Origin of the sequence: Amycolatopsis sp. SB7-3, from assembly GCF_041021335.1 — a bacterium.
Taxonomy (GTDB): domain Bacteria; phylum Actinomycetota; class Actinomycetes; order Mycobacteriales; family Pseudonocardiaceae; genus Amycolatopsis; species Amycolatopsis japonica.
On the sequence record NZ_JBFPJQ010000005.1, the window covers coordinates 1 to 20,510 of the forward strand.

Genomic DNA, 20,510 nt, shown 5'->3' on the forward strand with positions numbered 1-20,510 from the left:
CTCGGACGAGGACGCCCGTGCGGTGGACGCGGTCCTGGAGGATCGGATCCCGAATCGGAACTCCGATCAGATCCGGAAAGCGGCCAACCATGCGGCGATGATGGCCGACCGCGAGGGCGCCTCCCGCCGGGCCGAACGCAACCGCGGCGGACGTCGTTTGACCGTACGACAAGGTGACACCGGCGTGGCGTCCATCGAAGTCGAAGACGGGCCCGTCGAGAAGGTGGCCGCCGCCTACACGCGGATCGACCGCGAAGCCCGCGCCCTGCGCGCCGGCGGGGAGACCCGCACCCTGGATCAGTTGCGTGCGGATGTCGCCCTTGATCTTCTGCTGGGTGGTCAGGGTGGGAAGAGTGAACGGTCGGAGGTGTTCCTCTATATGGACCTTCAGACGTATTTGGGGTTGAACGATGATCCCGCCGAGATGGCCGGGCATGGGCATATCCCCGCCTCGCTGGCCCGGGAGATCGCGTCCGGGGCGAATACGGTGCTGCGGCGGATCATCACCGACCCGCTCTCGGGACAGGTTCTCGACCTCGGCCGGGATCGGTATCGGCCCACGGCGGGATTGGGCGAGTTCGTGCGGGTGCGGGACCGTGAGTGCCGAAGACCCGGGTGTCATCGTGTGGCCCAGGCTTGCGACCTCGACCATTCCCTGCCCTGGCAACACGGCGGCCACACCTCCGATACCGAGCTGATCGATCTGTGCCGCCGCGACCATCGGTTGAAGGACGAGCCTGGGTGGAACTACCGGTTGGGTTCCGATGGGACTCTCACGATCACCACACCCACCGGGCAGAGCTACGACAGCACCCCACCCCCACTGCACGAACCCCGCGACGAAGCACCACCGTTCTGAGCCCTCGCCGGAAAACGGCAACGGCGCCTGACATCAGGCCTCACTGTGACCGGTCGCCAGAAAATGGCCACGGCTCGCGAGCGTGAGCCACCCGAGGTCCCGATTGCTTGGCTAGACCCGACCAGGCGGGACTGCCTTGGGAACCACTTCTGGCTTCGTCGCCGAAATCCGGCCACGGCTTGAGTGAAGATCACCAGCAGGCATTCGGCGCCGTGCTTGGCGGTGCCGTGGATCCGCTACGTCGCCGGGAATCGGCGATCGCTCAACGATGCTCGCGCGGGGACCGCGTCCCCCGGCCGGCTGGCCGCCGCGGTGAAGCCGTCGCCGAAATCCGGCCACACCCCATCACCGAAGCCATCACAAGCGATTGCCCACCACCGACATACCGAGCACCAGCTCGTTCGCCGGATCACACCCGATGAGGTCCTCGACCAGTTCGTCGCGGAGCGCGGCGGTGAACGTGACGTTCAGGCCCAGCGCGGTCGCCAGCAGGTACACGGTTTGGCTGAGGTGGCCGACGTCCATCAGCAGCACGCGATACGTGCGGCTCACCGGGTACTTCCACTGGTTCCGCTCGATGACGCTCGTGTAGATCAGCAGCGCGCCGGCGTTCCCGGTCCACTGCTGGTCGCCGGCGAGCGCGATCAGCTGGTCGTCGTCGATCTTGCCGTCCAGCGGCGTGAGGCCGTGCCGGAAGCCGTCGTAGTGGTAGACGCCCCGGGGCAGATCCTCGACGTTCCTCGCGTAGACGTACACCTCTGTCGGATGCCGCGCCCCGCCGGACGGGCTCGTCTTGAAAACGTTCCCGGTGGCGGGGATGTCGGGATGCGTTTCCGGCCTCGTCGGCCTGGCCGCGGTGAGAAGCGCGCTCAAATCGCGCAGCCGCAAGGGTTCTTCACCGAACTCGCGGACACTTCTGCGCCGGCTCAGCGCCTCGCCGAGCCCGATGGTGTTCAGTGGTTCCGGTGACGGTTCGGGCAACGCGATCGTGTCGTGCTCACCCGCCGGCCTCACCGGAGAAGGCGGAGGGCTGACCTTCGCCTTCTCCAGCAAGGTTTTCGCCGTCGTTTCGCTGGTGGTGAACTCGGTCTCGCGCAACGAACGCGTGCCGAAGTGAAACGCCCGCGCGGACGTTCCCCAAGGGCCCCAATCCCGAAGGATCTCTTCTTCACGTTGTTGCCGGTGAGAACCTTTGACCACCAGTACTTCGTACCGGATCATCGCTCGCGCGATACGGACGAGCCTTTCCCCGATCTCGGGATTCTCATCCGCTTCGCGGACCGATTCCGGTTCTCGCCAAGAACTGAACCAGCGCAGGACGCGTTCGGTTCCATCGGCGAGTTTGAGCTGGCGATGTCCGAGGTGATCGTCCCAGACGACGTCACCATCGGACCAATAGAGCGTTCCGCAAGAGGAAACCCTGACCAGCATCGAATGTCTTGTGCCCCAGTCCCCAGTAAATACTTTCCGAATACTTCAGGTGATTCAGTGTCGCGAGCGGAAAGGAGGCCCGCCGTTCGGCGGCGGCTCGAACCCGCCCCAGGTGCTCTGCGCCTTGTACTCCGCTTCGAGCTCGTACAAGAACTCGTCGTCGTCCTCATCGTGCATGCCGTCGATCCTCTCCGTGAACGGTTACTCCGGTCAAGCGAATATACCTACGCCAACAGAGTACCGGAGCAGAACGGCTAATTACGCCTAGTAATCGTTCAGGCGCTGTTTGAGTTCGCGAACCTCTGGCGACTCCGAAATGCCGAGATCGGTGTAGAGGCGCAATGCGAACCGGCGATGACGGTCCGCATTCAGTCGCTCACCGAGAATGTCGAACGCGAACGCCATCTCCTTGTGGGCGATGGGCAGCATGCTGCGATTCCCGGTCGATTCCAGCACTTCCACCGCGGTCGTCAACTGACTGACCGCGAGCGCGCCGTCACCGAGTCCGCGCGAATTGATACCGAGGGCGAGAAAGCATTCCGCCTCGAGATCGGGCGATTCGTTCTCCTGCGCCAGCCGCAGTGCCTGGTCGAGTTCCTCGGCGGCTTCGGGATAGCGCCTGCTCTCGGTGTGGATCAGTCCGATCCGGTGCCTGGCGCGGGCTTCGATGAGCACGCTGCCGTGCGCGTGGGCGGTCTCCCGGACCCAGCCGAGGTGCTCGATCGCCTCGTCCGACTCGCCCTTGAGCCAGTGGGTGACCCCCGAATTGCCCCTGGCCCGGCACTGCATCCGGATGTCGCCGGTGGTCGCGGCCAGTTCGAACACCTCGTTGAACAGCCGGTTCGCCTCGGTGAACTCGTTGAGCCGCCACAGGGTCAGCGCGTACATGTGCAGGGCCTGGTACTCGAGGACCACGTTCCCGGTGACCCGCGCGGCGGACAGGGCGAGGGTCTCCAGCTCCCTGGCCTGCCGGTAGTAGCCGCGGTTGTCGAAGTAGCGCCACACCGCCGAACAGAAGGGCACGAGGTCGGAGTACTGCTGATGGTTGTTCATCGCGACGGCCACCGGCAGCACGTTCTGCCATTGCGCGTCCATCCAGTGCGCGGCCTGGTCGTAGTCGGCGAAGGACTGTCCGAACTCGCTCTTCGGCACCTCGAGGCCGCCCGGTTCCTCCTCGGAATCCGGGTCGATGAACTCCATCGCGGCCGCGACGGTGCTGCGGTAGTAGTCGAACAGCCGCCGCATCATCGCCTCGCGCTGGTGCTCGGGCTCCTCGGCGAGCAGGAGCTCGCGACCGTAGCTGCGGAGGAGGTCGTGCATCTCGTAGCGGTCCATCGACGGCTGACGCAGGAGGTTCACGTCGACGAGACGTTCGGCGAGCCGTCGGGCCTCGGCGAGGTCGACTTCCGCCAAGGCCGCCGTCGAGTGCAGATCGAACGCCGCACCGGGATGGTGGCTCAACCGGCGGAACACCCGCCGTTCGGTCTCGGTCAAGTTCAGATAGGACACTCGGAACGCGCCCGCGACGTCGCGTTCGCCGGCGGTGAGCTCGCCGAACCGGTTCCGCTCGTCACGCAACTGCCTGGCGACGAAGTCGAGCGTCCACGACGCCCGCGCGCGCAGCCTGCTCGCCGTGACGGCCAGCGCGAGCGGGAGATCACCGCACAGGCTCGCGACCTGATCGGCCGCGTCGGGCGATTCCCGCTTCAACCGGGAGGGCCCGACGATCCGGCCGAGCAGATCCACCGCGTCGGCCCGGCTGAACGGTTCCAGCGAGAGCAGTTCGGCGCCGTCGAGGTCCACGAGCCGGGTACGGCTGGTGATCAGCACGCAGCAGCTCGCCGCACCGGGCAGCAGCGGGTTCACCTGCGCCGCCCCGATGGCGTTGTCCAGCACCAGGAGCACCCGTTTGCCGGCGAGGCAGCTGCGGAACAGCGCCGCGCGCTGCTCGGTCCCGGCGGGGATGTCCGAACCCTGGATGCCGAGCGACCGCAGCAGCGCCTCGAGCGCGGTCCCCGGATCGACGGGGTCTCCGGCGGGCGAGAACCCTTCGAGGTTCACGAACAGCTGCCCGTCCGGGAACAACGGGGCGAGCCGGTGCGCGGCGTGGACGGCCAGCGCGGTCTTCCCGACCCCGGGCATGCCGTCGATCGCGATCAGCCGCGGCCCCGCCGAGGAGTCGTCCTGGCCGATTTCGAGGACGGTCCGCAGTTCCGCGGCGCGGCCGCCGAACGCGGGGAGGTCCGCGGGAAGCTGCGCGGGACGGGGGAAGAGCGCCTTCTGCGCGTCCGCGTCCTCGCGTCGCCCGCCGGTGTCCATCCCGGCCCGGAGCCCGCCGACGCCGTACCGGACGAGCGCGCCGTCCTCCATCAGTTCGGCGTCGGCGCGCAGGATCTGCTGGTGGAGCGCGCTCAGCTCGGCGCTCGGGTCGACGCCGAGTTCCTCGGCGAGCGCGATCCTGGTCCGGTCGAACGTCCGGAGCGCGTCGGCGGCGCGGCCTGCCCGGTAGAGCGCCAGCATGGTGAGGCATTGCAGGGTCTCGCGGGTGGGATGCCAGGCGGCGAGGTCGAAGGCCTCGCGAGCCGCCGCCTCGGTCTCGCCGAGCCGGAGCCTGGCGCCGATGAGGAGCTCACTGGCGGCGAGGCGTTCTTCGTCGAGGCGTCGCGCCGTCTGCTCGATGGCGTCGCCCTCGAGACCGTCGAACGCGGGGCCGCGCCAGAGCGCGAGCGCGTCGGCCAGTTTGGCGGCCGCCTGGGAGATCAGCCCGGCCGCGAGGAGTTCGGCGCCCTGGTTGTAGTCGGCTTCGAAGCGGACCGAGTCGAGCGAGGCGCTGCTGATGACGACGCGGTACGCCGATCCGGTGGTGACCACGGCGGACCGGGCCACCCCGAGGTCGTGCCGGAGCCGCGCGATCGCGTTGCTGACCTGGCGGACCGCGGTCTTCGGCGGATTCTCGGGCCACATCGTGCCGATCAGGTACGACACCGGGACCAGCCGGCCCGCGTTGATCAGCAAAGCGGCGAGGAGACGCTGTTCGCGGCGCCCGCCCAGCCGGACGGGGACGCCGTCGACTTCGGCTTCGAGCGGGCCGAGAACGGAGAAGCCGAGCTGGGAACTCTGGACGGCGGTTCGAGGCGATCCCGCCGAATCGGGTAGACGATCAGCGGTCATATGCGACTATGTCGTCCGAGGCCGTGAGCGTGCTCACGCACTACCTCCAGTCCGTTCGCCGGCTGATCGGCACCCTAGCCCACCGCTTCGGCCTCCAGCCAGGTCGGCGCGGGGCACGCCGTACTGCATTCGGCCTAACAGGCGTGCGCGGGCCCGCCCTGAAACCTTTCCGATTCTACGCCCCGCGGCCCCTGAACTGCGCGGATGTCCGGCGGTGGAGAGCCGATGTAATTCCGATGCAGGCCCTTGGAAAGCTGAAGGCACAGCTGCGGCTCGGCCCGACGGGGCAGCGCGCCGAACCGCGGGTAGGGGCTCCGCGGCGGTTGGCCTTCGTACTGGGGGTGGCCAACCGCCCTGGTAGCCCCCTTCTCCGCGTCCATGACCAGGTGTGATCCTCCGCGATCACGGGTACCAGGTCGGTGGAGGAGAGGAGTGTGCCCATGCGCCCGGTCTGGAGCGGTTCGCTTTCGCTCGGTCTGGTGACCGTCCCGGTCCGCCTGTACAGCGCGGTCGAAGACCATACGGTGCACTTCCGTCAGTTCCAGCGCGGCACCGAAGACCGCATCCGGTACCGGCGGGTGAACGAGCGCACCGGCAAGGAAGTCGGCTACGAAGACATCGTCAAGGGCTACGAGCTCGACAGCGGCGAGTACGTCGTCGTCGAGCAGGAGGAACTGGACGAGATCGCGCCGGGTCGGTCGAAGTCGCTCGACATCGAGAGCTTCGTCGAGCTGGACGCCATCGACCCGATGTTCTTCGACAAGACCTATTGGCTCGCGCCCGCGAAGGACGAGTTCGAGCGTCCGTACGCGCTGCTGCTCGAGGCGATGGACTCGTCGGGCAAGGCGGGGATCGCCAAATTCGTCATGCGCGGCCGCGAATACCTGGCGCTGGTGCGCTCCGGTGACGGCGTGATGGTGCTCAACACCCTCCATTTCGCGGCCGACCTGCGGGATCCCGCCGAGCAGCTGCCGGACCTCCCCGGCAAGGCGAAGGCGCGCGGCAAGGAACTCGACATGGCCGTCAACCTGATCGACGCGATGAGCGACGACTGGCGGCCCGAGGAGTACCGCGACACCTACACCGACCGTGTCCGGGAGCTGATCAAGGCCAAGAAGAAGGGCGACACCATCACGCCCGCCACCGAGCCCGGGGAGCCGACGAAGGTCGTCGACCTGTTCGAGGCGCTTTCGAAGAGCGTGGAGAGCGGAAAGGCCAAGAAGAAGTCCGGGGCGAAGAAGCCGGCAGCGAAGAAGGATCTCTCTTCGCTGTCGAAGGCAGAACTGGACAAGCTGGCCAGGGAGCGGGACATCAAGGGGCGGTCGAAGATGAACCGCGCGAGCCTGGAGAAGGCGCTCAAAGCCTCGTGACGACGCCTGCCGACGAGAGTTCGCCCGCGATCGCCTCGATCAGCAGCCGGACGTCCTCCGCCGCCGTCGCGTGCAGCCCTTCGGACACGATCAGCACGTCGGACGTCGTGGCGGAGACCGCGGAGTGCCCGCTCTGCCGGTTCGTCCATCGCCGCGCGTGGGCCTGACCGTCCTCGTCGGCGAAGATCACCTCACCGGGGTTCGGCTGTTCCACCGTGCCGGCGAAGGTCACGTACTTCTCGTCGCCGCGCGCGTGCCGGACTTCCAGCGAGGCGCTGATCTTCGCGATGTCGAGCACCGCGACCGGGATGGCGTAGGCGACCGAAACCGCGTTGCAGAGATCGATCACCGGATGGATGCGGGGGAGCGTGCCTTCCTTCCGCAGCCTGCGCAGCAAAGACTCCGACGCGCAGCGGTACTGCGTCGGCTTCAGGCCCATCCTGGCGAACGCCCGCCGCCACGCCTGGATCTCGGGGAACTCCGATTCCGGGCCGTCGGCGAGCCGCCGCGTCGCCCGCGCGACGAACTTCTCGAGATCGACCGGCAGTTCCGGGGTGATCCCGGTGGCTTGGAGCGTGCCGACGGCAAGGCCGGGGTGGGCGGATCGGATGTCCGGGTGGTGCTGGAGTCGCATGCTGGACCTGTCTACTGGGTGGTGAACGCGAGTTTGGCGCCGAGCGCGGCGAAGGAACCGGCGAAGATCCGCCGGAGCCAGGCGAGCACGCGCGGCCGGGACAGAACGTGGTGCCGCACGCCGGCGGCGAGGACGCCGTACACGCTGAACACCACGAAGGTCGCCAGCATGAACACCCCGCTCAGCAGCAGCATCCGGAGGAGCGAACCGGGCTCGCCCGCCGGGACGAACTGGGGCAGGAACGCGAAGAAGAACAGTGTCAGCTTCGGGTTCAGGACGTTGATCAGGACGCCGGAGGTGATCGTCCGCAGCGCCGAGGTCGGTTCGGGATCGCCCTCCACGACGATGGCTTCCCGGTCCTTCAGCGTCGCCCACGCCATGTAGAGCAGGTACGCCACACCGAGGTACTTGAGGATCTCGAACGCCACCGCGCTGGCGTGCAGCAGCGCGGCGAGGCCGGTGATCGCGGCGATCATGTGGGGGACGATGCCGAGGGTGCAGGCGGTCGCGGCGAGGACGCTCGCGCGTCTTCCCCTGGCCAGCCCGGCGGAAAGGGTGTAGACCACGCCGGTGCCGGGCGTGGCGACCACGACCAGCGTGGTGATCAGGAAGGCGATGCTCACGAGGTCACTGTGCGCGTTGTTTGGCCTCGTGGACAGAGCCAAACCCGTGCCGCTCCACTGGACCAAAGGGTTGATCGACGGGTTCACCGGATGGAGTGGCATGATGCACGCTCGCACGTCGACGAGGAAGGCCTTGGTTTGAGCGCGCGCACTTCCCAGGTGGACGACCTCCGGCTGGTGGCACAACCGAACGCCGTGTTGTGTTCCGAGCTCTTCGTCCGTCTCATCTTGTCGGATTGGTCCTTGCGGCCGTTGCTCGATCAGGCGAAGACCGCCGCCGCCAGACTGGTGGGCACGCTGGTCGACGCGGCCGATCCGAAGGAGCCGCCGTTCCTGACGCTCAGACTGCGCCTGCGGTCGGACGTGCTGGTCATCGAGGTCGACCACGAACTGGACGGCCTTCCGGTGCCGACGCCCGCGCCGGGCGAGCGGACCGGGGTGGCGCCGAGTGCGACCGGCGGCGTGACCGTCTGGTGCGAGCTGCCGCTGCCCGGCGGCCTGTCGGCCGGACAGGTCCGGCTGCCGAGGCGCGGCGACCGGCGCACGCTGGTGGACGAACCCGTCTCCGGTGAGCCCGTCGGCGCCGATCCCGAAGTCCTGGAACGGCTTTTGACGAGGTTGAGCGGCTGGTCCGGCTGATGGCGACGAAGCGCGTCACCACGCCGGTCCTGGAGATCGAATACGAACACCTCGGCGAGGCGGGCGGGCCGCCGGTGATCCTGCTGCACGGGTTCCCGTACGACGTCCGGGCCTATGACGAGGTCGCCGCGGTCCTCGCGGCGGGCGGCGCCTCGGTGTACGTCCCGTATCTCCGCGGGTTCGGGGGGACGCGGTTCCTCGACGACGCCACGCCCCGCTCCGGGCAGCAGGCCGCGCTCGCGCAGGATCTGCTCGACTTCATGGACGCGCTGGCCCTGGAAAACGCCGTCGTCGCCGGATACGACTGGGGCGGCCGCGCGGCGTGCATCGTGGCGGCGCTCCGGCCCGAACGCGTGCGCGGACTGGTGTCGGTGGACGGCTACAACGTCCAGAACCTCGCCTACGCCGGGGAACCGGCGCCGCCGGAATGGGAACGCACGTACTGGTACCAGTATTATTTCCATTCCGAGCGCGGCCGCCGAGGGCTGACGGAGAACCGCGATGAGCTGTGCGCGTTGTTGTGGCGCACCTGGTCGCCGACGTGGACCGGCGCCGACGCGGCGTTCCCGGCAAGCGCGCGGAGCCTCCACAATCCGGATTTCGTCGACGTCGTCATCCATTCGTACCGGCACCGGTTCGGTCTGGCGGAGGGTGATCCGCGGTATCAGGCGCTCGAAGACCTGATCGCGCGGGAGCCCGCCATCACAGTGCCGTCGGTGGTGCTGGAAAGCGGGGACGACGGCGTCGGCGGGCCCAGCGCGGCGGGCGACCGCGAGCACTTCACCGGGCCGTACACGCATCGGGTCCTCCCGGGGGTGGGGCACAACGTTCCTCAGGAGGCACCTGAAGCGTTCGCCGCCGCGGTGGCGTCTCTGCTTTAGTGAGACCCCTCCCGCGAAAGGAACGACCGTGACCGACCCCCAGCCCGCGCCCCCGGTCCCGCCGGGAACGTTCCTGCTCGAACTCGTCCCGGTGCCGGTCAGCGACATCGACCGGGCGAAGGAGTTCTACACGGAAAAGCTCGGTTTCCACCTCGACGTCGACGTGCGTCCGGCCGACGGGGTCCGGATCGTCCAGCTCACTCCGCCGGGTTCGGCCTGCTCGATCACCTTGGCCACCGGGATCGCGTCGCTGGACATGCCGGCCGGATCCCTGCGCGGGTTGCATCTGGTGGTCGCCGACATCGAGGAGGCGCGCGCCGCGCTCATCGCCAAGGGGACCGAGGTCGGCCCGGTCAAGGACATGGGCGGCGTCTTCTACGCGGCGTTCAGCGATCCGGACGGCAACACCTGGACACTCCAGCACATGCCGTGGCGAGTGGGGTGAGGGCGATCACCCGTCCGTGTGCGTGACGAATCCCGATCTTCGTCTGTCCTTCGGACGTAGGGCGCACGATCCGGGCGCCACGGACGGAGGAGGACCCGATGTCGTTGGGCGACAAGATCAGCAACAAGGCCGAAGAGTTCGGCGGTAAGGCCAAGGAGGCCGCCGGCGACGCCACCGGTAACGACGAACTGCGCGCGGAAGGTCAGGCGGACCAGGCGAAGGCCGGCCTCAAGGGCGCCGTCGAGAACGTGAAGGACGCCGTCGGCGACGCGGCGGACAAGATCCGCGACACCTTCAAGAAGTAGCGGTCCTTTCGGGCCGGGGCGGCGGTTTCCGCGCCCCGGCCCGGTTCAGCCGCGCAGCCGCACCGGCAGGCTCGTGAGCCGTGTGCCTTGGATGCCGCCGAGGAACGTCTGCCGGAGTTCGCCGTACGGCACGGCGAGCCGGGCTTCGGGGAAGTCCGTGCGCAGCACCGTCGCCACCGCGCGCAATTCGAGCTGTGCGAGCTGGGCGCCGACGCAGAAGTGCGGCCCCGCGCCGAAAGTCAGATCCGGGCCCGGTTTCCTCGCCGGGTCCGTGTTGATGCCCTGGATGTCGACGAGCACCGGCGCCCCGGCGGGGAGCCGGATCCCGGCGAGGTCGAGCTCCACGGTGGTGAACCGCCACAGCGTGAACGGCGCGGGCGGATGGTCCTTGAGCGTTTCGCGGACGAGGTCGTTCACGGATGCCTTGTCCCCGTTCAGAAGCCGCGAGATCAGGAAGCCGATCGAAGCGTCGGTGGTCAGCTGCCCGGCGAAGATCAACGCGAACAGGTGATACCGCAGGTCCTTTTCGGACGTTCCGACCGGGAGACTGTCGCGTAGTTCGGTCGCGAGCCCGTTCCGGTTCGGCGTCAGCCCCGCGGCGGCCAGATCCGCGATCGCGGCGATGGCCTTGCCCTGTGCACCCGGTCCGGGATCCGACATGCGGCGGCAGGCGTCCACGGCCGCGTCGAGCAGCTGGAGCGGGATGCCGAGCAGGTCCAGCAGCACCGTCAACGGGAACCGGGTGGAGAACCCGTCCATGAGATCGACGGTCTCGTTACCGAGGTCCGTCAGCAGGGCGCGCGCGATCCGGTGAATCCGGTCCGCCTGCGCCTGGATCCGTTTGGCGCTCAGCAGCGGGGCGTGCGCTCGCCGCAGACGGGTGTGTTCGGGTCCGTCCAGCGTGGTGAGGGACGGCTGTTCGGCGGCGGTCTGTTCGAGTGCGGTCCAGCCCGCGGGGGCCAGCGCCGGATCCTTGGCGATGCGGGGATCGGAGAGGACTTCGCGGGCCAGCTTCTCCTCGGTGACGATCCACGCGCTTCCGCCCTCGGGGGCGGCCACTTCCACGAGCGGGCCGGCGGCTCTCAGCGCGGGACGGACGAGGTCGGGTTCGGTGATGCCGCGGGTCGACGCGGCGAACGGATCGGGGAGCAAAAAAACTCCTTCATGAGAAAGTAGCTTCACCATGAAGGTATATTCGTGGCCGGTAGGTTGTCAAAGCACGGAACCGAGGAGGGGTGATGGCGGACGATGTCGCGGCGCGGAGCGCGTCGCTCCTGGACGGCCTCCGGAGTTTCGGGGCGAACTACACCGAGTTCACCCGGCGGTTCGCGGACTGGCTCGGCCTGCACGCCACCGACGCCGCCGCACTGGTGGAGATCCTCTACGCCGAAGACACCGGCTCGCCGCTGTCCCCGGCCCGGCTCGGCGAACGCATCGCCCTGACCTCTGGCGCGACCACGAACCTGCTCAACCGGCTGGAGAACCTCGGCTATGTGGTGCGGACCAGGGAGAACACCGACCGCCGGGTGGTGACGCTGCGCAGCGGTGCCGACATCCAGGCGCCCGCGCGGGAGTTCTTCGGCCCGTTCAGCGCCGGGCTCGCGGCCCTGGTGGCGCAGTACCCGCCGGAAGAGATCGAGCGTTTCGAGGGCTTCCTCCGCCAGCTGAAGTCCACAATGGACAAGGTGCTCGACGAACAGGCTTGACTGGCGGACCAGTCCGATCCGCTCTCGGCACCGAATCCCTCCCGGACGCCCTGGTAACCGCGTAGCCGGGCGTCGGGTGAGGTGGAGGCAGCTTGATGGTCGAGGGTGTGCGGACGAGTCCGCGCGGAAGCGGCGGCACCGGAACGGAGCCCGCCGAGACGAGTTTGATGCAACGGGTCGCGGCCGGCGACGAACAGGCGTTCGCCGACCTGTACGACGTCGTGGCGGGACCGGTGTGGGGTGTGGTGAACAGGGTCGTGCGCAACGGCACGTTCGCCGAGGAGGTCACCCAAGAGGTCCTGGTGGAGGTGTGGCGGACGGCCGCGCGATTCAAGCCGGGCAAGGGGAGCACGCTGGCCTGGGTGCTCACCATCGCGCACCGGCGGGCGGTGGACAGGGTGCGATCGCATCAGGCCGCGCTCGACCGGGACGACCGTGCGGGCCGACTCGATTTCCGGCGGCCCTTCGACGAGGTCGCCGAGTCCACGATCAGCAACCTGGAGCAGCAGCGGGTGCGCCAGTGCCTGTCCGCGCTGACCGACCTGCAACGCGAATCGGTGGTGCTGGCCTACTACAACGGCTACACGTACCCGGAGGTCGCGGAGGTGCTCGACACCGCGCCCGGCACGGTGAAGACCCGCATCCGCGACGGCCTCATCCGGCTGCGCGACTGCCTGGGGGTGGGGCAATGACCGCCGAGCTGCACACGTTGACCGGGGCTTACGCCCTGGACGCCGTCCCGGCGGAAGAGGCCGCGGCGTTCGAACGGCACCTGCGGGGTTGTCCCGCGTGCGGCCAAGAGGTCCGGGAGCTCCGGGAGACCGCCGCGCGGTTGGGAAGGGCGCTGGCCGCCGCGCCACCACCGAGGCTGAGGGAAGCGACACTCACGCGGGTCGCCCACACGCGTCAGTGGCCGCCCTCGCTCGCGCGTCGCGGCGGGGTCGTGAAGACCCGGGTCGCTCTTTGGGGTGCCGCGGCGGCCGCCGTCGGAGCGCTGGTGTTCGGTCTGGTCACTACGACCACCGATCCAGGGGCCGACCCCGCGCAACAGCAGCTGGCCTCTGTCAACGCCGTGCTCACCGCGCCCGACGCCTCGACGGTCAAGGGTGCCGAACGCGGGACGACCACGGTCGTGACGTCGCGGAGCCAGGGCAAGATCGTGGTACTGGCCGGTGAACTCCCGCCCCTCGCGGCGGGCAAGGCGTATCAGGTGTGGCTCATCGGGGCGAGCGGCGTGCATTCCGCCGGTCTGCTGGCGCCGGACGGTCCACATCGGACTCAGCCGGTGCTCGCGGAGCTGCCGGGCGGGATCGACCGGGTCGGCATCACCGCGGAACCGGCCGGAGGTTCGCCCGCGCCGACGGTTCCGGCGGTCGTCATGGTCAATCTGTCCTAGCGCCGGTCAGCCGCTCGCAGGCATGCCAGAGTTCCTGGCGCTGCGCGGCGGTTTCCCGGGTCTTGCCGAGGTAGTGCGTCGGGCGCTGGACGCGGTCGTGCCAGAACATGCCGTTGTACCGGCCCGGTTCCGCGGCGGCGGCGAGCCAGACGAACGTGTCCGCGCCCTGCTCCGGGTTCCGCAGGAGCGGGCCGGTCAGCTTCCGGAACGTCGGCAGGGAGGTCGCGACCCCGGGCGTGTCGGCCCAGCCGGGGTGGGCGCAGTGCACGGTGACCCCGGAGCCGTCCAGCCGGTCCGCCCAGAGTTCGGCGAGCACCACCTGCATCCGTTTGGTGCGCGCGTAGCCGGCGGCCGGTTTGTACTCGTCACGGCGGTACTGCAGGTCGTCGGCACGCAGCGGCTGACCGTACATGCCACCGGAACTGACCCAGATCACCCTCGCGCCGTCGGCGAACTTCGGCCGGAGCGACGCGGTCAGCAGATGGGGGCCGAGTACATGTGTGGCCAGCATGAGTTCGTTGCCCTCGGCCGTTTCCGTGCGTTCGGCGGGCATGACACCGGCGTTGTGCACGAGGATGTCGACCTCGCCGTCGAGTTTCTTGGCGTAGTCGCGCACGGACGAGATCAGGCTGACGTCGCAGTGGTCGGCGATGATCCGCGAACCGGGGACGGCGCGCTCGATCTCGGCGCGGGCGGCGTCACCGTCGCCGCGGATCGCGATGCGGACGGTCGCGCCCAGCTTCGCCAGGCCGATGGCCGTGGCCTTGCCCAGGCCCGCCTTCGCGCCGGTCACCACGGCGACCTTGCCGGCGAGCGCGTCCGGCGCGGGATCCTCCGGCCACCAGGTCCGGCGCAGGAGGTATCCGATGTTGCCGTACCCGAGCAGGGTCCGGTCGAGCACGGTGTCGGCGGCGCGGGTCACGATGGACATGCGGATGCTCCTCCTCGGTCGTGGTAGGCGACTTCCCGGCGAGGCCGCCGCGGAAACCTCTTACCGGATGCGGGGCCCGGCCTTCGCGGAGAAACGGAACTCGATGGTCATCGGAAGCTCGTCGAGATCCAGTGCCTGACGCAGCCTCGGCAAGCCCTCTTCGGTGATCCGTTCACGGATCGCGGCCAGATCGCCGTCCTGTTCGGCGCTCAGCACCACGGCCAGCACCGGCGCGTCCTGGGTGCCGCCGAGCGTGGCGTGCGCCGCGTGGACGCCGGGGTAGGTCGCGACCTCCGCCGTGAAGGGGTCCACCGCGGTGTTCGCGGCCAGCGCGGTCCGGCCGGTGTCCTGCTCGAAACGCCAGGTGTGGGATTTGGGTTTGCGGACGGGCTGCGCGACGAGCCAGCGCAGGGCCAGCAGCCCGAGGAGCACCGCGCCCCCGGCGACGGCGTACCAGACCCACGCGGGCGGCATGGCGGTGCCGGGGACGAGCGTGGTGCCGGGATCCAGCAGCGGGATCCGGCCGAAATGGGTGCCGACGGCGAACCCGCCACCGGCGATCAGCACGAGCCCGGTCAGCACCAGCAGGGTGCGGTTCAGCCGGGCGGGACGGTTGAGGTCGGTCATGACGCGCTCCTGGTGGCCTTGACCCGGACCCGCACGGCGGGAACGGTGGCGGGGCCGATCTGGGCTAGGCGGTGCTCGATGGCGGAGCGGACGGCGTCGGCGAGCCCCGCGGTGTTCGTCCGCCCGGTGGTCACCACCGAGACGATCGCGCGCCGCTTCACCTTGAGCTTCGCCGCCGAGACACCGTCCACAGTGGATGCGGCGGTGCGCAGGGTCGATCGGTAGCTGCGGCGGGAGGCGCCTGAATCCGTGCCGCCTTCGAGCGGCAGCACCGTCGGTTTCCCCGGGACGACCGCGCTCACGAGGAGCAGCAGACCGAGCAGCGCGACCACGCCGCCGGCGATCGCCGGAAGAGGATCACTCCATCGGAGATCGTGCAGCGCGGACGCGACGGTGTCGTAGCTGATCCACGGTTTCTCCCCGATGATCGTCTGGACCGCGACGGCGGCGGCCAGGACACAGCCGGCGAGCACCACGAGGGCGACCAGCACGGCCGGGACGCTGCGGCGTGGACGCCGTTTCATCGGACCCTCCTCGTCTCGGTCTCCCCGGAATGCAGGGCGGTGACGGTGATGTCGACCCGCGTGACGGTCAGGCCCGAGAGCCCGCCGACGCGGCGGATCAGATGCTCGCGCACGGCCTCGGTGGTGGCGCGCACCGAAAGCGGGTACTTCACCGAAAGCCGGACGTCCAAAGTGGTCGTCGAACCGGTGACGTGCGCGCTCACCTTGGCACCCTGGTCGAGGTCTTCGCCGCCGACCGCGATCCCGAGCACCCGGGAAGCCGCGCCGCCGACGCCGTCGACCTCGGTGATCGCCCGCGCGGCGATCCGTTCGACGGCGCCGTCGGCCACGGTCAGCCCGCCGCGCCCGTCCGTTCCGGGCGCGGCGGCGGTCATGGTCGTCATGGCGATCAGCCCCTGTCGCGGCCCGCCAGGGCCGAAAGGTCGAGCTTGCCGTCGAGGAACCTGCCGACCAGCAGGCCGAGCGCGGCGAGCACGAGCACGACGAGGAAGGCGCCGAAGCCGCCGAACGCGCCGGCCACGCCGAGCACGAGACCGGTCAACAGGCCGAGTTGGGTGGCGTTCATGAACGTTCTCCTTGCTGTCTGGCGCGGACCGGCGCCGATGGTCACTGGACGCGGCCGGACTCGGCGTTGTCGTCGGCGTCGTCGTCGCCCGGGATGTGCACGTCGGACACGTTGATGTTGACCTCGACGACCTCGAGTCCTGTCATCTGCTCGACCGCGCCGATCACGTTGCGGCGCACCGATTTCGCGAGATCCGCGATCGCGACGCCGTATTCGACGACGATCTGCAGGTCGACCGCGGCCTGGCGCTCGCCGACCTCGACGGAGACGCCCTGCCCGGCGGACGCGGTGGCGCCAGGGATGCGCTCGCGCAGCGCGTTGAACGCCCGCACGGCGCCGCCGCCCAGCGCGTGGACACCGGTGATCTCCCTGGTCGCGAGGCCCGCGACCTTCTGCACGACGGTGTCGGCGATCGTGGTCACGCCCTGGGTGGAGACGAGCGCGCTGTTCTCGGCGGGGGCGGTGGAGTTCGAGTTCGGCTTGGCGGTGGTGGCGGTGTTCGTCATCGCGATCTCCTCAATTCGGATTCCGTTGCCTGCGGTGGAAGTTCTTCGCTTCCACACTCAATAGACCCAGCCGCGCGAAGATCGTCACGACCCGATCGTGTGGTCTGGATCTCATCGCCGGCGGGTATGTCTTTCGGCCTAGTCCCCGCGGCCGACACCGTCGCCCTTTTCCCTCCCGTCGAGGGTCGTGCACGCGGCGGGCGGCGGGGTTGGATCGTCAGGTGTCTCCAAGAAAGAGGTTTCGAGTGAGCTGGAAGTGCGTGCTGGTGTCGCTCGCGCTGGTCGCCGGATGTACTCCATCGCAAGGAACTCCGGCGGCGGTGACCAAAGTGGACGAACCGGAGCGCGAGCCGGCGTTGGCGTCGTTCTACCGGCAGACCCTGGACTGGCGCCCCTGCGAAGCCCTGCAGTGCGCGAAGCTGACCGTGCCCGTGGACTACCGGCGGCCGGACGGGCCGAAGTTCACGCTGCCGGTGATCAAGGCCGCGGCGACCCGGCCGGGGGAGCGGATCGGCACGCTCGTCGCCGGTGCGGGCGGCCCCGGGCAGTCCGGCGTCGCCATGGTGAAGGACATCGCGGGCACCTGGCCCGCCCCGGTCCGCGCCAGGTTCGACCTGGTCGGCTTCGATCCGCGGGGGATCGGCGGCAGCGAACCGCGGCTCCGCTGCGACACCGAGGGAGAACCCGCTTCGAAGGCTCCAGAGGGCCTGCCGCTGATCGGCGCCGAGGTCCCGAGCACCCGGCAGTACGCCGAGGCGTGCCTGAAGAACACCGGGGAGAACGTGCTGCGGCACCTGGGCACCGACGACGTCGTCAGCGACCTCGACGTCCTGCGGGTGGTCACCGGCCAGGAGAAACTGACCTACCTCGGCTACTCCTACGGCACGCGGATCGGCCAGCTGTACGCCGACCGGTTCCCGAAGAAGATCCGCGCCATGGTGCTCGACGGCGTCGACAACACCTACCTCGATTGGCGGGCCGACACCGTCGAGCAGGCGAAAGGCGTGGAAGACACCCTGCTGACCTACGCGAAGCAATGTGCCACGAGGACCGGCAAACCGTGCCCCGGCCGCGACGAGACCGAGATCCTCGCCACCGTGGACCGAGTACTGGCCAAAGCGGACAAAGCGGGTGAAGGGAGCGCTCTTCGTTCGGAGATCTCCGCGAAGCTCACCTTTCCGGCGGACTGGGCGGAGCTGTCGGAAATCATCCTCGGCGCCGACGCTCCCTCGGACGGCTCGTCGGACGAGCCCGCCGACGAGCCGGAGACCTCGACCGACACGACCGACGCGCTCACCGTCGTCAACTGCCTCGACCGGACCCATCCCACCGATCTGGCGGCCTACGAGGACGCCGCGCGAGAGCTTCGCCGCGTTTCCCGGCTCTCGTCCGGCACGGAAGCGCTCGGCTGCGCCTTCCTGCCCACCGGCGCCGCTCCGTCCAGGACGATCCGGGCGGACGGCGCGCCGCCCATCCTGCTCGTCGGGACCACGAAGGACGCCGCGACACCGTATGGCTGGGCGCGGCGGCTGCCGGAAAGCCTCAAATCCGCGGTGCTTCTGTCCAATGAGGACGTCGGGCACGCCGTCTTCGGCGGCGGATCGTCCTGTGTGGACGATGCGGTGAGCCGGTATCTGGTCGATTCGACGATTCCCGCCGCCCCGGCCCGCTGTACCGGCGGTCCCGTGTGATGCTGGGAGCGTGAAGATGCTCGACCGGCGGCTCGCCGAGGTACTCCTGGCCGGATTCGTCGGGGGCGTGACCGTCTTCCTCGCCGATCTGCTGCCCGCGTGGGGCTGGCCGGAGGTGTTCCCGCCGTCGGTGCCGGTGCTGGCCGCCGTGATCGCCTGCGCCGTCGTGCTGGTGCTGCTGCGCCGCCGGTTCACGGTGTCCGCGCTGCTCGCCGCGACCGTGCTGTTCGGGCTGTTCCCCGCGACCGGTGTCGCACTCGCGGTCGTCGCGCATACGGCGGGAGTCCGGGGGCGGCGGTGGCCGCTGTTCGGTCTCACCGCGCTGCTGCCTGCCGCGGTCGTGCTGCTCACCCAGCCGGCCTTCCGCTGGCAGTACGTCCTCGTGGTGATCGCCGTTTCGACGGTCTCGTGCCTCGTCCTGCCCGCGCTGGCCGGCGCGATGCAGGCGCAGCAGGCGAGGCTGGTGGTGGCGTTGCGCGACCGCGCCCGCCTGGAGGAACGGTCGCGGCTCGCCGAGGAGATGCACGACCAGCTCGGGCACCGGCTCAGCCTCATCACGATGTTCTCCGGTGCGCTGGAGGTCGCCGCCGAGGGCAAGGATCCCGAGTTGCGGCAGGCGGCCGGGCACGTCCGGTCGACGGCCAAGATCGCGCTCGAGGAACTGCGGGAGTCGCTCGGCATCCTGCGGCCGGGCGGGGAACCGGCCGAACCCGCCGAAGCCACGGACGCCGCCGGTACGAAGGCCGATATCGAGGGCTTGGTGACGTCGTCGCGCGATGCTGGCCTCGAAGTGGCGTTCGACTGGCGGGGCTCCGACCTCGACGGCGTCCGCCCACCGGTCCGCCGGGCCGTGCACCGCTTGGTGCGCGAGGCACTGACCAACGTGCACAAACACGCCGCCGGCGCGTCGGTGATCGTCGTCGTCGATCATGGCGACGACCTGGTGCAGGTCGTGGTGCGCAACAGCGCCGAGCAGGTGGCGGCGGAGCGGCTGCCCGGCACCGGACGCGGGCTGGGCGGCCTGCGTGAACGGGTCCGTCTCCTCGGCGGGACGTTCACCGCCGGGCCGGATCCCGAAGGCGGCTTCGCCGTCACGGCCGGCCTGCCGAAACGGGCGAACGCGCCCCTCGCGGAAGAGACGGGCGAAGAGCGGCCGGGCCGGATCCAGTCGGGTCTGCTCCTGACGACCGGTCTGGCCGCCGTCGCCGCGCTGCTGCTGACCACGCTCGCATTCGTACCGCCGCTCACGCCCGCCGACCACGAGGATCCGCTGGCCAGCGTGAAGATCGGGATGACACCCGAAGAGGTCGAGGCGTGGTTCGGCCCGAACGAACCCGCCGCGCACGCCGCCGCGGAGGGTCACGAGCCGCCGATACCCGGCGACAGCTACTGCGTCTACGTCGCGGCCGCCGATCCGCCCGACGCGGAAACCGCCGCGATCTTCCGGTTCTGCTTCGGCGACCGGGGGTTGGTGGAGAAGACCTGGTTCGAGGTCCCCGTACCGGAGGAGGCGCCATGATCCGGGTCCTGCTCGCCGACGACGAACCGCTGCTCCGTGCCGGCGCGCGGCTCCTGCTGAAGCAGGCGGGCGACATCGACGTCGTGGCCGAGGCCTCGGACGGCGCGGAGGCGATCGACGTCGTCCGGCGGATACCCGTGGACGTCGCGCTGATGGACATCCGGATGCCCGGGACGGACGGGCTCGCCGCGGTCGAGGAGATCGCGCGTGAGGTGCGGGTCATCATGCTCACCACGTTCGGGGACGAGGCCTACGTGGCCCGCGCCCTGCGCGCGGGGGCGGCCGGGTTCCTGCTCAAGGACACCGATCCGGCGCAGCTCATCCAGGCCGTGCGGTCCGCGGCCGCCGGTGAGGCGGTGCTGTCGCCCCGGATCGCGAAGCAGGTCATCGACCGGTTCCGCGACGCCGACGCGGCGGACGCCGACAACGCCGCACGGGCCAGGCGGCGGATCGAAGCGCTGACCGCGAGGGAGCTCGACGTCCTGGTTCGGGTGGGGCGCGGCCTGGGCAACGCGGAGATCGCGGAAGAGCTGCGGCTGTCGAACGGCACGGTGAAGATCCACGTCAGCCGCATCCTCGCCAAGCTGGGCTGCGCGAACCGCGTCCAGGCCGCGATCCTCGCGCACGATGCGGGCATTCTGCGTGGTTGAACGAGCCTCTCATCTCTGTTAGGAAAGGTTCCTAACT

The 20,510-nt window shown here is 69.5% G+C and carries 24 protein-coding genes; 12 read left to right on the forward strand and 12 right to left on the reverse strand.

The window, feature by feature from the left end; translation table 11 throughout:
• Nucleotides 1-859, forward strand: an 859-nt coding sequence (locus AB8M46_RS30420; protein ID WP_394362437.1) for a DUF222 domain-containing protein, incomplete at its 5' end; no start/stop codon positions are given.
• Nucleotides 860-1,216: 357 nt separating this feature from the next.
• Here the strand turns inward: AB8M46_RS30420 and AB8M46_RS30425 are convergent.
• From AB8M46_RS30425 to AB8M46_RS30435, 3 genes are all read right to left on the reverse strand, one after another.
• The gene (locus tag AB8M46_RS30425) at nt 1,217-2,290 is read right to left on the reverse strand and encodes a SagB/ThcOx family dehydrogenase (RefSeq protein ID WP_394362438.1); all 1,074 of its coding nucleotides are present in this window, start codon (nt 2,288-2,290) and stop codon (nt 1,217-1,219) included.
• Between the two features lie 54 nt (nt 2,291-2,344).
• Entirely contained in the window at nt 2,345-2,467 is a 123-nt protein-coding gene (locus AB8M46_RS30430; protein ID WP_005155025.1) for a hypothetical protein, read from the reverse strand.
• 87 nt (nt 2,468-2,554) lie between these two features.
• The gene (locus AB8M46_RS30435) at nt 2,555-5,461 is read right to left on the reverse strand and encodes a BTAD domain-containing putative transcriptional regulator (RefSeq protein WP_394362439.1); all 2,907 of its coding nucleotides are present in this window, start codon (nt 5,459-5,461) and stop codon (nt 2,555-2,557) included.
• Nucleotides 5,462-5,901: 440 nt separating this feature from the next.
• Here AB8M46_RS30435 and AB8M46_RS30440 point away from each other — a divergent pair, with 440 nt between their 5' ends.
• Nucleotides 5,902-6,831: a Ku protein gene (locus AB8M46_RS30440; protein WP_037344992.1), complete on the forward strand. Its 930-nt coding sequence runs from the start codon at nt 5,902-5,904 to the stop codon at nt 6,829-6,831.
• Here AB8M46_RS30440 and AB8M46_RS30445 read toward each other — a convergent pair.
• Together AB8M46_RS30445 and AB8M46_RS30450 are read right to left on the reverse strand one after the other, a co-directional pair.
• Nucleotides 6,818-7,465, reverse strand: a complete 648-nt coding sequence (locus AB8M46_RS30445; RefSeq protein ID WP_394362440.1) for a B3/4 domain-containing protein — start codon at nt 7,463-7,465, stop codon at nt 6,818-6,820. The two genes, AB8M46_RS30440 and AB8M46_RS30445, sit on opposite strands and share 14 nt — an antisense overlap.
• 11 nt (nt 7,466-7,476) lie before the next feature.
• Complete coding sequence (locus AB8M46_RS30450) at nt 7,477-8,088, reverse strand: LysE family translocator (protein ID WP_037344995.1); 612 nt, start codon at nt 8,086-8,088, stop codon at nt 7,477-7,479.
• Between the two features lie 138 nt (nt 8,089-8,226).
• Between AB8M46_RS30450 and AB8M46_RS30455 the strand changes: the two genes are divergently transcribed.
• The 4 genes from AB8M46_RS30455 to AB8M46_RS30470 all read left to right on the forward strand — a co-directional run bounded on the left by AB8M46_RS30455 (nt 8,227) and on the right by AB8M46_RS30470 (nt 10,358).
• Nucleotides 8,227-8,727: a hypothetical protein gene (locus tag AB8M46_RS30455; protein WP_037344996.1), complete on the forward strand. Its 501-nt coding sequence runs from the start codon at nt 8,227-8,229 to the stop codon at nt 8,725-8,727.
• Entirely contained in the window at nt 8,727-9,608 is an 882-nt protein-coding gene (locus AB8M46_RS30460) for an alpha/beta fold hydrolase (protein WP_394362441.1), read from the forward strand. The genes AB8M46_RS30455 and AB8M46_RS30460 overlap by 1 nt, the downstream gene beginning before the upstream one ends.
• A 28-nt stretch (nt 9,609-9,636) precedes the next feature.
• Complete coding sequence (locus AB8M46_RS30465; protein WP_394362442.1) at nt 9,637-10,053, forward strand: VOC family protein; 417 nt, start codon at nt 9,637-9,639, stop codon at nt 10,051-10,053.
• A 98-nt stretch (nt 10,054-10,151) separates the two neighbouring features.
• The gene (locus tag AB8M46_RS30470) at nt 10,152-10,358 is read left to right on the forward strand and encodes a CsbD family protein (RefSeq protein ID WP_016335858.1); all 207 of its coding nucleotides are present in this window, start codon (nt 10,152-10,154) and stop codon (nt 10,356-10,358) included.
• Between the two features lie 45 nt (nt 10,359-10,403).
• On the opposite strand, the gene AB8M46_RS30475 is transcribed toward AB8M46_RS30470, so the two are convergent.
• Nucleotides 10,404-11,510, reverse strand: a complete 1,107-nt coding sequence (locus tag AB8M46_RS30475; protein WP_394362443.1) for a cytochrome P450 — start codon at nt 11,508-11,510, stop codon at nt 10,404-10,406.
• Between the two features lie 86 nt (nt 11,511-11,596).
• Between AB8M46_RS30475 and AB8M46_RS30480 the strand changes: the two genes are divergently transcribed.
• The 3 genes from AB8M46_RS30480 (at nt 11,597) to AB8M46_RS30490 (ending at nt 13,460) form a co-directional block, all read left to right on the forward strand.
• A complete protein-coding gene (locus AB8M46_RS30480; RefSeq protein WP_394362444.1) occupies nt 11,597-12,064 on the forward strand; it encodes a MarR family winged helix-turn-helix transcriptional regulator in 468 nt (155 codons plus the stop codon).
• A 95-nt stretch (nt 12,065-12,159) separates the two neighbouring features.
• Complete coding sequence (sigK, locus tag AB8M46_RS30485; RefSeq protein WP_016335855.1) at nt 12,160-12,756, forward strand: ECF RNA polymerase sigma factor SigK; 597 nt, start codon at nt 12,160-12,162, stop codon at nt 12,754-12,756.
• Nucleotides 12,753-13,460, forward strand: a complete 708-nt coding sequence (locus AB8M46_RS30490) for an anti-sigma factor domain-containing protein (RefSeq protein ID WP_394362445.1) — start codon at nt 12,753-12,755, stop codon at nt 13,458-13,460. Before sigK ends, AB8M46_RS30490 begins: the two co-directional genes overlap by 4 nt.
• Here the strand turns inward: AB8M46_RS30490 and AB8M46_RS30495 are convergent.
• Genes AB8M46_RS30495 through AB8M46_RS30520 form a run of 6 tightly spaced genes read right to left on the reverse strand, consistent with a single transcriptional unit; the run spans nt 13,447 to nt 16,613 of the window.
• Nucleotides 13,447-14,391 carry an SDR family NAD(P)-dependent oxidoreductase gene (locus AB8M46_RS30495; RefSeq protein WP_394362446.1) on the reverse strand — a complete coding sequence of 315 codons (945 nt, stop codon included), beginning with the start codon at nt 14,389-14,391 and terminating at the stop codon, nt 13,447-13,449. The two genes, AB8M46_RS30490 and AB8M46_RS30495, sit on opposite strands and share 14 nt — an antisense overlap.
• 60 nt (nt 14,392-14,451) lie before the next feature.
• A complete protein-coding gene (locus tag AB8M46_RS30500) occupies nt 14,452-15,018 on the reverse strand; it encodes an alkaline shock response membrane anchor protein AmaP (RefSeq protein WP_394362447.1) in 567 nt (188 codons plus the stop codon).
• A complete protein-coding gene (locus tag AB8M46_RS30505) occupies nt 15,015-15,542 on the reverse strand; it encodes a DUF6286 domain-containing protein (RefSeq protein ID WP_394362448.1) in 528 nt (175 codons plus the stop codon). Before AB8M46_RS30505 ends, AB8M46_RS30500 begins: the two co-directional genes overlap by 4 nt.
• A complete protein-coding gene (locus AB8M46_RS30510; RefSeq protein ID WP_016335850.1) occupies nt 15,539-15,925 on the reverse strand; it encodes an Asp23/Gls24 family envelope stress response protein in 387 nt (128 codons plus the stop codon). The genes AB8M46_RS30505 and AB8M46_RS30510 overlap by 4 nt, the downstream gene beginning before the upstream one ends.
• A gap of 5 nt (nt 15,926-15,930) precedes the next feature.
• Nucleotides 15,931-16,107: a hypothetical protein gene (locus AB8M46_RS30515; protein ID WP_016335849.1), complete on the reverse strand. Its 177-nt coding sequence runs from the start codon at nt 16,105-16,107 to the stop codon at nt 15,931-15,933.
• Nucleotides 16,108-16,148: 41 nt separating this feature from the next.
• Entirely contained in the window at nt 16,149-16,613 is a 465-nt protein-coding gene (locus AB8M46_RS30520) for an Asp23/Gls24 family envelope stress response protein (protein ID WP_037345013.1), read from the reverse strand.
• 245 nt (nt 16,614-16,858) lie between these two features.
• Here AB8M46_RS30520 and AB8M46_RS30525 point away from each other — a divergent pair, with 245 nt between their 5' ends.
• The 3 genes from AB8M46_RS30525 to AB8M46_RS30535 are packed head-to-tail and all read left to right on the forward strand — an operon-like array spanning nt 16,859 to nt 20,473.
• Nucleotides 16,859-18,304 (forward strand): alpha/beta hydrolase, encoded by a 1,446-nt coding sequence (locus tag AB8M46_RS30525; RefSeq protein WP_394362449.1) that lies wholly within the window; start codon nt 16,859-16,861, stop codon nt 18,302-18,304.
• A gap of 16 nt (nt 18,305-18,320) precedes the next feature.
• Nucleotides 18,321-19,823, forward strand: coding sequence for a sensor histidine kinase (locus AB8M46_RS30530; protein WP_394362711.1), 1,503 nt, complete (start codon nt 18,321-18,323; stop codon nt 19,821-19,823).
• On the forward strand, nt 19,820-20,473 hold the full coding sequence (locus AB8M46_RS30535) for a response regulator transcription factor (protein ID WP_037345015.1): 654 nt from the start codon (nt 19,820-19,822) through the stop codon (nt 20,471-20,473). The genes AB8M46_RS30530 and AB8M46_RS30535 overlap by 4 nt, the downstream gene beginning before the upstream one ends.
• Nucleotides 20,474-20,510 lie beyond the last annotated feature (37 nt).